Below are 13,737 nucleotides of genomic sequence, written 5' to 3'. Positions count from 1 at the left end.
ATTTATCCCAGATAAATCGGACCGAAATCTTTGGAAGATTTCGGGTGCGGTGACCTGCGGCGATGCAAGGGCTTGCGCGATCACCGGGCGGGCTTATGCTGCGCTGCAAAAGATCCCAACCGGACCTACGCCCTGTGCTGACCGATAACCCAGATATCACGCCCATCACCCCCACCGCGCCGATGTCGCCCGACACCCATGGCGGGCGGGCGAAATGCCTGCAGCGTCTGGTGCGCATGGAGTTGCCGGTGCCCAAGACCGTGGCGCTGTCCTTTGATGCGGTGCATGACATTGCCAGCGGCCAGATGCCCGATATGGCGGCGATCCTTGCGGAGTTCCCGGAGGACGCGCTGCTCTGTGTGCGCCCCTCCAGTCAGGACCCGGATTGGGGCGGGCCGGGGGCGATCCTGAATATCGGCATGAACGACGCGCGTTACGTTGCGATGTGCGACACGCTGGGCCGCGATGCGGCGGCGGCGATTTACACAAGGTTTGTAGAGGCTTACGCCATTCACGTGGCGCGGCTTGACCCGGACATCTTCGACGAGATCAGCTCGGAAGGCGCGCAGGCGCTGTCCGAGGCCTTGCGCGCCTATGAAGACGAGGCCGAAGAGCCGTTCCCACAGGAGCCATCCGTGCAACTGGCGCAGGTGCTGCGCTCCATGGCGCGCGCCTGGGAAGGCACGACCGCCCGGCTCTTGCGGCAGGCCAAGGGCGCCCCGGCGGATGCGGGGCTGGGTCTCGTGGTGCAGGAAATGGCGCTGGGCATCGGCAATCCGGATGCGGGCAATGGCGAGACGGGGTCTGGCGTGCTGCAACTGGTCAACACCCAGACCGGGTTGCCGCAGATCACCGGGCGGTATCTGAGCCAGAGCCAGGGGCGCGATGCGCTGACCGGCGGGGCAGAGGCGCTCTACATCGAGAAGGACCCGCGTGGGCCGTCCTTGGAAGAGGTCGCGCCCGAGGCTTTTGCGCTGATCGTCGACTACGCGCGCCAGATGCGGCGCAAACTGCGCGCCGAGATGCAGATCGAGTTCACCATTCAGGGTGGACAGGTCTACATCCTGGACGGTGTCCGCGTGCCCCGGTCGAACCGTGCGGCGGTGCGCATTGCGGTGGCGCTGGCCAATGACGGCATCATCCCGCGTGAAGAGGCGCTGATGCGGGTAGAGCCGCGCGCGCTGTCCGAGCTTCTGCACCGCCAGATCGACCCGGACGCGATCCGCGATGCGCTGGGCCGTGGCATTGCCGCCAGCCCGGGCGCTGCGACCGGGCGGATCGTGTTTTCCGCCACGGCGGCGCAGGCCAGTGCGGCGCGCGATGAGCCTTGTATTCTTGTGCGGCGCGAAACCTCGCCCGAGGATATTCGCGGCATGCAGGCCGCGGTGGGCGTGCTCACCGAGCGCGGCGGCATGACCAGCCATGCGGCGGTGATCGGGCGGGGCATGGGCATTCCCTGTGTCGTGGGGGCTGCGCGCATGGGCTTTCACATCCGCAAGAAAAAGCTTGTGGCCGAGGATGGGCGCGAATTCTCCGAAGGCGATCTGATCACCATTGATGGCGCGGCGGGGCAGGTGCTCGAAGGCAGCCCGCCGATGCTTGAGGCGGCACTGGACGAGGCATTCACCACGCTGATGCAATGGGCCGATGCGGTGCGCGACATCGACATTCGCGCCAATGCCGACACGCCGCAGGACGCCAATACGGCGCGCAACTTCAAGGCCGACGGGATCGGGCTGTGCCGCACCGAACACATGTTTTTCGAGACCGACCGCATGATCGTCATGCGCGAGATGATCTTCGCCAACACGGCCGAGGACCGGCGCGCGGCGCTGGAGCTGCTCTTGCCCATGCAGCGCGCGGATTTCATCGAGCTGTTCCGCATCATGCAGGGGCTGCCGGTCTGTATCCGGCTTTTTGATCCGCCGCTGCATGAGTTCCTGCCCAGCGACAAGGCCGGGATGCGCGCGCTGGCCGAGGCGCTGGACCGGCCCGTGTCGGATGTGGAGCGCCGGGTCGAGAGCCTGGGCGAATACAACCCCATGCTGGGCATGCGCGGAGTGCGGCTGGGCATTACAATGCCCGAGATCTACGACATGCAGGCGCGCGCCATCTTTGAGGCCACGATTGCCGCCAGCGAAGAGGGTGACCCTGTGGTGCCCGAGATCATGATCCCGCTGGTCTCGGCCAAGCGCGAGGTCGAGATCGTCAAGACCCGCGTCGATGCGGTGGCCGCCGCGGTGCGCAACGAGACGGGCCGCGATTTCGATTACCGTCTTGGCGTAATGGTGGAAACGCCACGCGCCGCACTGCGCGCCGAAGAGATCGCGCAGCATACCGATTTCCTGAGCTTCGGAACCAATGACCTGACCCAGATGACCTATGGCCTGTCGCGCGACGATGCGGGGCGGTTCATGTCGGAATATGTCCAGCAAGAGGTGTTCGCCGAAGATCCGTTCCATGTGCTTGACCCTGACGGGGTTGGTGAGTTGCTTAAGATCGGAGCCGAGCGCGGGCGGCTGGCCAAGCCCGATGTGGTGCTGTCGATCTGTGGTGAGCATGGCGGTAATCCCGAATCGATTGCCATCTGCCGGGACATCGGCTTTACATATGTTTCCTGTTCCCCGTTCAGGGTTCCCGTTGCGCGGCTTGCTGCGGCGCAGCTTGCGATCCGGGACAAGATATAGGGGTCGAAGCAGGGCCGAGGGAAGTATCTAGCGGGGAGGTTAGTGCAGTGCTGCGCTGACGACATACCCGCTATGCCTGCGTCAGGGCGACACTGGCGAAAAATTCATCAAAACGCTATATGACGCTGGATTGAGCCTGTGCTGATCGGGCCAAGAGGTACTTGTCTGGAGTTCAACATGCGTCTGCGTTTTGCTGCCGTTGCTGTCATTCTTGCGGTTTTTTCCGGCCCCGGGGCCCAGGCCGAACTGCGTCTGGATGAGGTGGGAAGCCTGATCGAGGTTGAGCGAAAGGGTCTCAAAAACGTGCCCAACGCCACGTTGAAATGGGCCATGGGCGCGGCGAAACCGCTGGGCTCCGGCAAGGTGGATTATTCCCAGTCCTGGATAAACTCCCTGCCCAAGGGCGAAGGCGGCAAGCAATGGGCCTGCCTGGCGCAAGCGCTTTATTTCGAGGCGCGCGGCGAAAGCATCAAGGGTCAGGTCGCGGTGGCCGAAGTGATCATGAACCGGGTGGACAGCAGCCGGTTCCCAGACACGGTCTGCGGTGTGATCAATCAGGGCACGGGTCGCAAATACGCGTGCCAGTTCACCTATACCTGCGATGGGATTGCCGAACATATCAATGAACCCGCGGCCTATGCCCGCGTCGGCAAGATCGCGCGGGCCATGCTGTCCGGCCTGCCGCGCAAGCTGACCGATGGGGCGACGCATTATCACACCACCGCTGTACGTCCGAAATGGGCGCGGGTCTTTGACCACACCACGACGATTGGCGTGCACAAATTCTATCGTCACGTGCGGCAAGCCTCGCGTTGAGTGTCGCAATCTGGCCCTGAGGCGGCAGAAACGACGCTGGCGCGCCCTGTGATGGGCTGCTAGGTCGGGCCAATAGCCCCAGACCAAAGCCATCCGCCGGAATTCGACATGAGCCAGGATATCCATCTCGCCTTTGCCCACCCGTCCGAGCGTGCGGCAGCCACCGAAGGCGATACGCCCCGCGACCGGATTTCCCTGCGCGATCACATTGTCGAGGTGGAAATCGGCGCCTTTCAGGCCGAGCGGGGCACAACCCAGCGGGTTTGCTTCAACGTGGTCGTCGAAGTGGCGCATGACAGCGATCAGCTTGACGACGATGTTGACCGCATCCTCAGCTATGACCGGGTGACCGAGGCGATTGCCTATGAGCTTGCGGCGGAGCGGCTGAACCTTTTGGAGACATTGGCCGAACGTGTGGCCGAACGCATCCTGCTGGAACCGCAGGCGATGCGGGTTTTCGTGCGCATCGAAAAGCTGGACCGGGGACCGGGCGCACTTGGGGTCGAGATCGTGCGGTCGCGCCGGGATCTGACACCCGGGGTGGTGGGGCATCTGACCGAAGAAAAACCGCATCCCCGGGTGGTCTACCTGTCGAATGCGGCGATTGCGTCGGATCATCTGTCCGGCTGGATTGACTGGCTGTCGCAACAGGGCGCGCCGGTCGTGCTTTGCGTTGGCCTGCCCGATGGGCCACGGCCCCGCGCCAGCCATGCGCTTGCCCAACGGCGCATCGATCTCCTCGCCATCGAACAAAACGGATGGGTTCTGGCGGCGCGCGATGCCCGCTGCGTGGTGGTTGGCACGCGCACCGAGCTGGACTGGGGGATGAAGAATGGCCAGATCAGCCTTTGGGCCCCGTCCAAGATCGTGCTGGACGCTGTCGAAGGCCCCGAAAGCCAGCCGCGCGATTCCGTAGCGCTGGCGGCATGGTTTGCCGAGGCGCTTGAGGCCCGCGAACTAGTTGTGATTGGCGAGGAATTGCCGAAGGCGGCGGGGCTGACCATGCGCAGCGTCGCAGTGGATCAAAGCGCGCTTGATTGAGCGCGCAGTTTGACGCATTCAGCCCGCATGAAAGGTCTTACCGAGTATGTGCGTCCGCTGGTCCAGACCGGTCCGGCACGCCCCGATACCGCGCTTGCGCTTGCTGGCGGCGCCTGTTGGTTCACCCATGTTGAAATTCTGTCGCGGTCGGCACCTCCGGTCATCGTTCCGGTGGCCGACATGCCCGAGACCGCGCGCCAGACACTGACCACGCCGCGCCCGCCGATTGCCGGGCTGAGCATGGATCGCCCGCGCATCATGGGCATTCTCAATGTTACGCCGGACAGTTTCTCGGACGGGGGGGCGCATGCCGGTCCGGCCCGCGCGGTGAGCCATGGGCGCGCCATGGTCGCGCAAGGGGCCGACATTATCGACATTGGCGGCGAAAGCACCCGGCCGGGCGCGATCACGGTTCCGGAAGAGGCCGAACTTGCCCGGGTGGAGCCGGTGATCCGCGCGCTTTACAGCAGCATCGACGCGCCGATCTCAATCGATACGCGCAAGGCCATGGTGGCCAAGGCCGCCGTGACAGCCGGGGCCGCGCTGGTCAACGATGTGTCGGGCTTTACCTATGACAAGGCGCTGGCACCCTATTGCGCGCAACACCAATTGCCGGTCTGCGTGATGCATGCGCTGGGCGATCCCGAGACCATGCAGGATAATCCGCAATATGCCGACGTGCTGCTGGATATCTATGATTTTCTGCAGGCGCAGATTTGCATGCTGGTCGAGGCTGGCATTCCACGGCACCGGATTATCGCCGATCCGGGCATCGGCTTTGGCAAGACGCTGGCGCATAACCTGACATTGCTGCACAATCTCAGCCTGTTTCACGGGCTGGGCGTGCCGATCCTGCTGGGCGCGTCGCGCAAGGGGTTCATCCGGACCATCGGTCAGGCCCCCAATGCCGAAGATCGCGCGCCCGGATCGATTGCGGTGGCGCTGGCGGCTGTGGCACAAGGGGTGCAGATCCTGCGCGTGCATGACGTGACTGAGACGAAACAGGCACTGCGCCTTTGGCAGGCCGTCGAGAGTGGAGAGCATGATGGGGCGTAAGCTGTTTGGAACCGACGGGGTGCGCGGCACCGCCAATACCGCGCCGATGACCGCCGAGATGGCGCTGCGCATCGGCGCTGCCGTGGGCCGCTACTTCCGCCGCGAACAGGCGGGCGTGCACCGGGTGGTGATTGGCAAGGACACGCGCCTGTCGGGTTACATGTTCGAAAACGCATTGACCGCCGGGCTGACCTCGACCGGCATGAACGTGCTGCTTCTGGGTCCGGTGCCGACGCCTGCGGTGGGGTTGCTCACACCGTCGATGCGCGCCGATCTGGGCATCATGATCTCGGCCAGCCACAACCCGGCCCATGACAACGGAATCAAGTTCTTTGGGCCCGACGGATTCAAGCTCAACGACGAGGCCGAGACCGAGATCGAGCATCTGATCGAGGCCGGGGTGGAACCGGTGCAGGCGGGCAATATCGGCCGTGCGCAGCGGATCGACGATGGCCGGTTCCGCTATCAGGAACGGGTCAAGAGCACCTTTCCAGCGGGCATGAGCCTTGACGGGATGAAGGTGGTGATCGACTGCGCCAATGGTGCCGCCTATCGCGCTGCCCCCGAGGTGCTTTGGGAATTGGGGGCCGAGGTGATCCCGGTGGGCGTGTCCCCGAACGGTACCAATATCAACGAGGGCTGCGGATCGACCAAACCTCAGACGGCGGCAGAGGCGGTCGTGGCCCATGGCGCGGATGTGGGCATTTGTCTGGATGGCGATGCCGACCGGGTGATGATCATTGATGAAACCGGCCGGGTCGCCGATGGCGATCAGATCATGGCGCTCATGGCCGCGCGCTGGGCCGACGAAGAACGCCTGCGCGGCGGCACGCTTGTGGCGACGGTGATGTCCAACCTCGGGCTGGAGCGGTTCCTTGAGGGCCGCGGATTGCGGCTGGAACGCACTGGCGTGGGCGACCGCTATGTGGTCGAGGCGATGCGCCGCGGCGGCTGGAACCTCGGCGGTGAGCAGTCGGGCCATATCGTGATGACCGATTATGCCACGACCGGCGACGGGTTGATGGCGGGGCTGCAATTCCTGGCGGAAATGGCGCGATCCGGGCGGCGCGCCTCGGAATTGGCGGTAAATTTTGAAGCGGTGCCGCAGATGCTCAGGAATGTGCGCTATGCCGCCGGGCAGCTGCCGCTGGAGACCGATACGGTCAAGGCGGCGATTGCAGCGGCCGAGGCCGACCTGCTGGGCAAGGGGCGGCTCCTGATCCGCAAATCCGGGACCGAGCCACTGATCCGCGTGATGGCGGAATGCGAAGACCCGGTGATGCTGGAAACGGTGGTGGACCGGGTGGTGGACGCGGTCGAGCGCGCGGCCTGAACCGCGCGCCCACCGGGTCGGATCAGCCCTTCTTGACCTCGATCTTGCGCCCGCCGCCCGCGTCGGGCGCTTTGCGCGGCACAGTGATGTCCAGCACGCCGTCTTTCATATGCGCCTCGATTCGGTCTTCATCCGCATCGCCCGGCAACCGGAACGAGCGTCGAAACGCGCCGTATTGGCGTTCGGTGAAATACCATGTCTCGCCCTTGTCCTCGCGGGTTGCGGTCTTTTCGCCCGAGACGGTCAGAACGCCCCCTTCGGTGGTCAGGGCGATGTCGCTTTCGCTAACGCCCGGCAATTCCACCGAGATGCGATAGGCGTCGTCATCCGAAGATGCGTCTGACGCGGGAGACAACCACTCGGCTATGCGCGAACCCAAGTGACGAAACGGGGTGTAAAGCTGCGGCCAGAGGCCGCCGGTTTGGTTGCTTTCAACCATGACGTAGTCCTCCTTTCACGAAACGTGATATGGGAAGTCTGCCGTCAAAGAAAAAGACCCGCTTTGACCGGGATCAAAACGGGCCTTTGAAAAGCAATGCGCGCGGTTCAGTCCAGAAACGCCTTTTCCACCACGTAATGCTGCGGGTTGGAATTCGCCCCTTCGACCAGACCGTATTCCTCAAGCATGTCTTTGAGTTCGAGGTTGAAGGCCAGGTTGCCACAGATCATCGCCCGGTCGCAATCCGGCGACAGAGGCGGTACGCCCAGATCCTCAAACGCCTCGCCCGAGCGCATCAGGTCGGTGATCCGGCCCATCTTGGCGCTCTCTTCGCGGGTGGTGGTGGGGTAATACTTGATCTTTTTCCAGAACCCGTCGCCGATCACTTCGTTGAGCAGTTCGTCGTCTTTTAGACCCTCGATCAACTCGCGGCCATAGGTCAGTTCCCCCGCCTCGCGGCAGGTATGAGTGATGATGACCTCGTCATAATCCTCGTAAGTCTGCGGCTCGCGCAGGAGCGAGGCAAAGGGCGCAAATCCGGTGCCGGTCGCAAAGAACCAGATGCGTTTGCCGGGCAGGAGCGCGTCATGCACCAGCGTGCCCACCGGTTTGGGGCGCAGGATGATCTCGTCACCCGGTTGGATATGTTGCAGGCGCGAGGTCAGCGGGCCGTCCTGTACCTTGATCGAATAAAACTCCAGTTCCTCATCCCAGCTGGGCGAAGCGATGGAATAGGCGCGCAGGAGCGGCTTGACCTTGCCGGTCTTGGGGTCCGGGTCGCCCATCAGGCCGATCATCACGAACTCGCCCGAGCGGAACCGCAGCGATTGCGGCCGCGTCACGCGGAAGGAAAACAGCCGGTCGGTCCAGTGCTTGACCTCGGTCACGGTCTGGGCGTCGGGCAGGGTGGGCACCTTGATGGCTTTGGCTTCGGTCACTTTGGTCAACTCTGTCATGGCATCTTTGCCGGCCTTCTAAACCGGCACCTCATAGTAATCTTTGACATAGGTCAGGGAAAGAGACGCCCGGTCACAAGGACGCGGGCCTCTCTTTCCCTTTCCGGGGGGCAAGCGGTGGCGGCGGTTGGATCAGCCCGCGGCGCGCAGGCGCGACTGGTAATCATGCGCACGCCAGTCGGCGCGAAATACCCATTGCTCCTCGGGCTGGCGGGCGGCCAGCTCGGTGGAAATCTCCACCTCGTCAAAGCCCGCGCGCCGCGCCATGGCATATTGGTCGGCCAATACGTGTCCCTTGGCGCGCAGTCGCCCGGTATAGCCCTTGAGCCGCAACAGCCGCGCCAGCGTAAAGCCACGCCCATCGGCAAAGCTGGGGAAATCCACCCGGATCATCCGTAGGGTGGGCAGTTTGCCCACCAATTCCTCGACCTGTGCATCCGAGGCAAGGTCAAGCGCCTCGCCGCCCTCGAACCCTGCGGACCAGTCGTCGCGGGCAAAGCCCGTATCGCGCACGATCACGTTTTCACTCATGCTGCTTCTCCTTTTCGCACCATCTTGCCATTCACAAAATGGATGCCGCATTCTTCCTTGGTCTGCCCGCGCCAGCGACCGGCGCGGGGGTCTTCGCCCGCGGCCACCTTGGACGTGCAGGGCGCACAACCGATGCTGGGATACCCCTGCGCCACCAGCGGGTGTTTGGGCAGGCGGTTCTCTTCCATGTAGTCTTGCAGATCCTCGCGCGACCATCGGGCCAGCGGGTTGACCTTGATCCGGCCGGTTTCTTCCTCGAATTCAAAGAATTCCAGCGCCGCGCGGGTACCGGACTGGAAGCGTTTGCGTCCCGTGATCCAGCCATCAAACCCGTCCAGCGCCTGCTCCAGCACCTCGGTCTTGCGCAGCGAGCAACAGGCGTCGGGATTGCTGGCATGCATTGCGCCGTAAGGGTCACGTTTGGCAATCTCTGCCTCGCTGGCGCGGATGATCTTCACATTGCGCAGGCCCAGCCGCTCAGCCACTTCGGCCTGATAGACCAAAGTCTCGGCAAAGAGCATCTGGGTGTCGATGAACAGCACCGGCGTGTCGCGCTGCACCATCGCCACCAGATGCAGCAGCGCCACGGATTCCGCGCCAAAGCTGGAGACCATGGCCAATTGCCCGAATTCCGGGCGATTGAGCGCAGCGGCCAAAACCGCCGTAGCACCGTGGTGGCGGAACTGGTCGTTCAGGTCCGCCATGCGCGCGCGCAGGTCTGTTATGTGCGTGGCTTGGGTCACAGGTTTGACTTTCGCGTATTGTGAAAGAGAAGAAGATCAGGCCGCTTTTTCCCGGGCTTCGGGGTAGAGCAGCGCCTTGAAGGGCGCAGGCCCCAAACGGCGGTAGGCCTGCAGAAAGGTCTCGTCGGCGCTCGCGCGAAGGTCGAGATAGCCCAGAACCAGCCGCTCGACGGCGGGCACGATCTCGTCAGCCGAGAAACCCGGGCCGGCGCGCTGGCCGATCTCGGCGGTTTCGGTGCCATCGCCACCCAGAGTGATCTGGTAGTTCTCCACGCCCGCGCGGTCGAGGCCAAGAATGCCGATATGGCCCACATGGTGATGGCCGCAGGCATTGATGCAGCCCGAGATCTTGATCTTCAGGTCGCCGATTTCATGCTCCAGCTTGAGCGCGTCGAAGCGTTCGGAAATCTCCTGTGCAATCGGGATCGAGCGGGCCGTGGCCAGCGCGCAGTAATCCATGCCTGGGCAGGCGATGATATCGCTGACCAGCCCGATATTGGCGGTGCCGAGACCGGCGGTTTTCAGGGCCGCATGAAGCCGGGGCAGGGCGGCGCGCGGCACATGCGGCAGGATCACGTTCTGCTCGTGGCTGATGCGCAGCTCGTCATAGGCGTGTTCTTTTGCGAGGTCCGCCATCACGCGCATCTGCGCCGCCGTTGCGTCGCCCGGGGTCTTGCCATGCGCCTTGAGCGAGATCGAGACAATGGCGTGATCATCGCGGCGATGTGCGGTCACGTTGGTGTCGACCCAGGAGCGGAACACCGGATCGCTGTCATATGCCGCCTGGAAATCGTCGCTGTCGGATGCATGGAAAGCGGGCGGAGCGAATTGTGCCTCAATCCCCTTGAGCATCTCCTGATCGACGCCGCCGAACTGCGCGCGCAGCGTGGCAAAGCGCTCTTCGACCAGCGACCGGATCTTTTCCAGCCCGTTCTCATGCACGGTGATCTTGATCCGCGCCTTGTATTTGTTATCGCGCCGCCCCAGCAGGTTGTAGACGCTGACGATCGCTTCGAGATAGGGCAAGAGGTCCGCGCGGGGCAGGAAATCCCGCACCACTTTGCCAATCATCGGCGTACGGCCAAGCCCGCCGCCCACGATCACCTCGAACCCGGCTTCACCGTCGCGTTCCACCATGCGCAGCCCGATGTCATGGGCCTTCGTCACGGCGCGGTCATTGGGGGAGCCGGTCACGGCGATCTTGAACTTGCGCGGCAGGAACTGAAACTCCGGGTGGTCGGTGGACCATTGGCGGATCAGCTCGGCCACCGGGCGCGGATCGGCGATTTCATCGGCGGCGGCACCGGCGAAATGATCGGCGGTCACGTTGCGGATCGTGTTTCCGCTGGTCTGGATCGCGTGCAGGTTGACCTCGGCAAGCGCGTCCAGCATGTCGGGAATGTCGCTGAGCTTGGGCCAGTTATACTGGATGTTCTGGCGCGTGGTGAAATGGCCATAGCCCTTGTCCCAGCGTTCGGCCAGCTCGGCCAGCTTGCGCATCTGCGCCGAATTCAGCGTGCCATAGGGGACCGCCACACGCAGCATATAGGCGTGCAGTTGCAGATAGACGCCATTCATCAGGCGCAGCGGCTTGAACTCGTCTTCGGTCAGCGCACCGGAGATTCGGCGTTCGACTTGCTGGCGGAACTGGGCGTTGCGCTCGGCAAGGAAGGCGCGGTCAAAGTCGGTATATTGGTACATGTCTGGGTCCTTGGTGTCTGGGCCGGGCCAAATTCCTGTTCAGGAATTTCGGCTCTCTGCCTGTTTGCCGTGGAAATAGTTGGAGGGGCCGGTGCGGCGGAAATCCTCGCGGAAATGGGTAGGTTGGGGAATGCCCGCCTCGAGTTTCACATCTGCGAGATAGACGCCCACCGCCTCGTGATGGCGCGCGCTGGCCTCCAGCAGGCGCAGTTCGGCATGGGCCTCGTCGGTGAGCACTTCGGCCTCGTGCAAGAGGCGGGTCCAATCGTCGCGCGAGGTGAGGTAGACCACGTCACCTTCGATCAGGGCATTGGCGGTCACGACCTTGGGGGTGAATTGGCGGGGCATCAGGCAAGCTCCTGTGTCAGGTTGAAATCGTGTTGGGCCGCAAGCGCCGCAGCGCGGGGCGCAAGCCCGTAGAAGGTCAGTGCCGGACCATCGACGCGGGCGGCGGCCAATGTGTCGGGCAGGTCAGACAGCCGTGCCTCGATGATGCGCTGATCGGCACGCGAGGCGTTCTCGACAATGGTGACCGGCGTTGCGGGATCGGCGCCATGCATCATCAGACGGCCCTGAATGAAGCGGGCGGATTTCTTGCCCATATAGATCGCCGCCACCTCGCCGGGCCGCGCCAGCGTGCGCCAGTCGTGATCGGCAAAACCCTTGGTGTCATGGCCGGTCAGGAACCGGACCGAGGCATTGCGGCCCCGGCGCGTCAGGCTCTGGCCGATGCTGGCCACGGCGGCCGAAGCGCTGGTGATGCCCGGCACGATATGCCAGCCGATGCCAGCCTCTTCCACGGCCTCGATCTCCTCATCGAGACGGCCGAAAACGGTGCTGTCGCCGGATTTCAACCGGACGACCTGTGCGCCGTTTTGCGCGTGTTCGATCAGAGCCGCGTTGATGTCTTCCTGCCTGGCCGAAGGGCCAAAACCCTCTTTGCCCATGTCGATCAGCACCGCTTCGCGGCGGGCGAGTTCGAGAATCTCGGGCGTGATCAGCCGGTCATGGATCACCACATCGGCCTCGTCCAGCGCGCGGCGCGCCTTGAGCGTGAGCAATTCCGGATCGCCGGGACCTGCGCCGACAAAGGCCACGTGGCCGGGGGGGCGGGACTGGCGTGTCAGATGGGCGTTCAGCAGATCGTCCAGCGCGGCCTTGGCCCCGTTTTCGCCCGACTCGTCAAAAGCGCGGGGGCCTGCGCGGAAATAATAGTCAGACCAGAAATCGCGGCGCGCGCGGCCCATGGGCAGGGCATCCGCCATCTTGCGGAAAGCTTTGCCGATCCGGGCAAGCGGGCCAAGGCGCGTGGGAAGCCGTGCCTCAAGATCGGCCTTGATCGCGCGGGCCAGAACCGGGGCGGCGCCCTCGGTGCCGATGGCCACGGTGACCGGGTCGCGATCCACGATGGCGGGAGTGATGAACTGGCTGTCGCCCAGATTATCGACGATATTGACCAGCGCCCCGTCCGCACGGGCCAGCGCGGCGGTGCGGGCGTCTTCTTGCGCGTCTTCGTCCGCGGCATAGAACAGCACCGCGCAGGTCGCATCGCCAGGGGCAAGCGCGCGCCGGATCAATGTCAAGCGGCCCGCCTTGGCCCAATCTGCAATCTCGGGCGTGGGATGTGGCGCGAAAACGGTGATCTGCGCTTTGGTCTTGAGCAGAAGGCGCAGTTTCGCCAAGGCCGCATCACCACCACCGGACACAACCACGCGACGTCCGGCAAGGCTGACAAAGATCGGAAAATGTTGCATGGGGCATCGCTCCGGCCATTGGGTTATGCGGTAGATATAGGAAATTTTCCCACCCAATCGCTAGATGCTTGCAAAAACAAGAACACCTGTTCTATGAGTGGCTGCGTGGAATGCGAATGTTTCGTAAAGCAGAGGGAAAGCAAAACCATGGCGCGTCTTGACGACATCGACCGGAAAATTCTTGGCGCATTGCAAACGGATGCAGGGCGCTCGCTGGATGAAATCGCCAAGGAAGTCGGCTCATCCAAGACGCCGGTCTGGAATCGCATCCGCAAGATGCGCGAGGCCGGGATCATCGGAAACCAGGTCGTGCAGCTGGATGCCGACAAGCTGGGATTTGAGGCCTGTTTCTTTGTGCTGATCCGCACCTCCGAGCATGACAAGGCCTGGCAGGAGGCGTTTCTGAACGCGCTCATGAAACGCGCCGAGGTGCAGGAGGCGCACAGATTGGCGGGGGATATAGACTATATTCTGAAGGTGCGGGTGAAAAACGCCCGCGCCTATGACACGTTTTATCAGGCGCTAATTTCAGAGGTGAAGGTGCATAACGTGACCGCGCTTTTGTCGATGGAAGAGATCAAATCGACGATTGCGCTGCCTTTGTGAGGTTGGGTTTTCAAAATGAGCGCTGCCGCGCGCTTTTGCTCAACAGGTTGAGAAGCGACACACTACTTTTGGCG

The 13,737-nt window shown here is 63.4% G+C and carries 13 protein-coding genes; 6 read left to right on the top strand and 7 right to left on the bottom strand.

The genetic code is table 11. The annotated features are described in order from the left end of the window. Positions 1 to 95 precede the first annotated feature (95 nt). The 5 genes from PGB28_RS01210 (at position 96) to glmM (ending at position 6,933) form a co-directional block, all read left to right on the top strand. Positions 96 to 2,687, top strand: a complete 2,592-nt coding sequence (locus tag PGB28_RS01210) for a putative PEP-binding protein (RefSeq protein ID WP_408636191.1) — start codon at positions 96 to 98, stop codon at positions 2,685 to 2,687. A gap of 177 nt (positions 2,688 to 2,864) precedes the next feature. Continuing rightward, positions 2,865 to 3,503 carry a cell wall hydrolase gene (locus PGB28_RS01205; RefSeq protein ID WP_271419644.1) on the top strand — a complete coding sequence of 213 codons (639 nt, stop codon included), beginning with the start codon at positions 2,865 to 2,867 and terminating at the stop codon, positions 3,501 to 3,503. 108 nt (positions 3,504 to 3,611) lie between these two features. Further along, positions 3,612 to 4,544 (top strand): dihydroneopterin aldolase, encoded by a 933-nt coding sequence (locus PGB28_RS01200; RefSeq protein ID WP_271419643.1) that lies wholly within the window; start codon positions 3,612 to 3,614, stop codon positions 4,542 to 4,544. Between the two features lie 27 nt (positions 4,545 to 4,571). Continuing rightward, complete coding sequence (gene folP, locus PGB28_RS01195; RefSeq protein WP_271419642.1) at positions 4,572 to 5,600, top strand: dihydropteroate synthase; 1,029 nt, start codon at positions 4,572 to 4,574, stop codon at positions 5,598 to 5,600. Further along, entirely contained in the window at positions 5,590 to 6,933 is a 1,344-nt protein-coding gene (gene glmM, locus PGB28_RS01190; RefSeq protein ID WP_271419641.1) for a phosphoglucosamine mutase, read from the top strand. The genes folP and glmM overlap by 11 nt, the downstream gene beginning before the upstream one ends. Before the next feature lie 22 nt (positions 6,934 to 6,955). Here glmM and PGB28_RS01185 read toward each other — a convergent pair whose 3' ends face one another. The 7 genes from PGB28_RS01185 to cysG all read right to left on the bottom strand — a co-directional run bounded on the left by PGB28_RS01185 (position 6,956) and on the right by cysG (position 13,057). Further along, positions 6,956 to 7,372, bottom strand: a complete 417-nt coding sequence (locus PGB28_RS01185) for an Hsp20/alpha crystallin family protein (RefSeq protein ID WP_271419640.1) — start codon at positions 7,370 to 7,372, stop codon at positions 6,956 to 6,958. A gap of 107 nt (positions 7,373 to 7,479) precedes the next feature. Further along, positions 7,480 to 8,328 carry a ferredoxin--NADP reductase gene (locus PGB28_RS01180; protein WP_271419639.1) on the bottom strand — a complete coding sequence of 283 codons (849 nt, stop codon included), beginning with the start codon at positions 8,326 to 8,328 and terminating at the stop codon, positions 7,480 to 7,482. A gap of 132 nt (positions 8,329 to 8,460) precedes the next feature. After that, positions 8,461 to 8,859 (bottom strand): DUF934 domain-containing protein, encoded by a 399-nt coding sequence (locus tag PGB28_RS01175; RefSeq protein WP_271419638.1) that lies wholly within the window; start codon positions 8,857 to 8,859, stop codon positions 8,461 to 8,463. Beyond that, the gene (locus PGB28_RS01170) at positions 8,856 to 9,602 is read right to left on the bottom strand and encodes a phosphoadenylyl-sulfate reductase (protein ID WP_271419637.1); all 747 of its coding nucleotides are present in this window, start codon (positions 9,600 to 9,602) and stop codon (positions 8,856 to 8,858) included. The genes PGB28_RS01175 and PGB28_RS01170 overlap by 4 nt, the downstream gene beginning before the upstream one ends. Before the next feature lie 36 nt (positions 9,603 to 9,638). Beyond that, a complete protein-coding gene (locus PGB28_RS01165) occupies positions 9,639 to 11,303 on the bottom strand; it encodes a nitrite/sulfite reductase (protein WP_271419636.1) in 1,665 nt (554 codons plus the stop codon). Between the two features lie 39 nt (positions 11,304 to 11,342). Next, positions 11,343 to 11,651 carry a DUF2849 domain-containing protein gene (locus tag PGB28_RS01160; RefSeq protein WP_271419635.1) on the bottom strand — a complete coding sequence of 103 codons (309 nt, stop codon included), beginning with the start codon at positions 11,649 to 11,651 and terminating at the stop codon, positions 11,343 to 11,345. After that, entirely contained in the window at positions 11,651 to 13,057 is a 1,407-nt protein-coding gene (gene cysG, locus PGB28_RS01155; protein ID WP_271419634.1) for a siroheme synthase CysG, read from the bottom strand. Before cysG ends, PGB28_RS01160 begins: the two co-directional genes overlap by 1 nt. Before the next feature lie 147 nt (positions 13,058 to 13,204). On the opposite strand from cysG, the gene PGB28_RS01150 reads away from it, so the two are divergent. Then, positions 13,205 to 13,663: an Lrp/AsnC family transcriptional regulator gene (locus PGB28_RS01150; RefSeq protein ID WP_271419633.1), complete on the top strand. Its 459-nt coding sequence runs from the start codon at positions 13,205 to 13,207 to the stop codon at positions 13,661 to 13,663. The last annotated feature ends 74 nt before the right edge of the window (positions 13,664 to 13,737 follow it).

The organism is Primorskyibacter aestuariivivens (genome assembly GCF_028023675.1).
Classification (GTDB): Bacteria; Pseudomonadota; Alphaproteobacteria; order Rhodobacterales; family Rhodobacteraceae; genus Marinovum; species Marinovum aestuariivivens.
The sequence above is the reverse complement of the archived record's forward strand: the minus strand, read 5'-3'. Positions and strand labels throughout refer to the sequence as shown.

Excerpts from the sequence above, each read along its gene's own strand:
- PGB28_RS01205 (WP_271419644.1), top strand. The coding sequence starts at position 2,865 with ATGCGTCTGCGTTTTGCTGCCGTTGCTGTCATTCTTGCGGTTTTTTCC.
- PGB28_RS01185 (WP_271419640.1), bottom strand. The coding sequence starts at position 7,372 with ATGGTTGAAAGCAACCAAACCGGCGGCCTCTGGCCGCAGCTTTACACC.
- PGB28_RS01210 (WP_408636191.1), top strand. The coding sequence starts at position 96 with ATGCTGCGCTGCAAAAGATCCCAACCGGACCTACGCCCTGTGCTGACC.
- PGB28_RS01180 (WP_271419639.1), bottom strand. The coding sequence starts at position 8,328 with ATGACAGAGTTGACCAAAGTGACCGAAGCCAAAGCCATCAAGGTGCCC.
- folP (WP_271419642.1), top strand. The coding sequence starts at position 4,572 with ATGAAAGGTCTTACCGAGTATGTGCGTCCGCTGGTCCAGACCGGTCCG.
- PGB28_RS01150 (WP_271419633.1), top strand. The coding sequence starts at position 13,205 with ATGGCGCGTCTTGACGACATCGACCGGAAAATTCTTGGCGCATTGCAA.
- PGB28_RS01165 (WP_271419636.1), bottom strand. The coding sequence starts at position 11,303 with ATGTACCAATATACCGACTTTGACCGCGCCTTCCTTGCCGAGCGCAAC.
- PGB28_RS01160 (WP_271419635.1), bottom strand. The coding sequence starts at position 11,651 with ATGCCCCGCCAATTCACCCCCAAGGTCGTGACCGCCAATGCCCTGATC.
- PGB28_RS01175 (WP_271419638.1), bottom strand. The coding sequence starts at position 8,859 with ATGAGTGAAAACGTGATCGTGCGCGATACGGGCTTTGCCCGCGACGAC.
- PGB28_RS01200 (WP_271419643.1), top strand. The coding sequence starts at position 3,612 with ATGAGCCAGGATATCCATCTCGCCTTTGCCCACCCGTCCGAGCGTGCG.
- cysG (WP_271419634.1), bottom strand. The coding sequence starts at position 13,057 with ATGCAACATTTTCCGATCTTTGTCAGCCTTGCCGGACGTCGCGTGGTT.
- glmM (WP_271419641.1), top strand. The coding sequence starts at position 5,590 with ATGGGGCGTAAGCTGTTTGGAACCGACGGGGTGCGCGGCACCGCCAAT.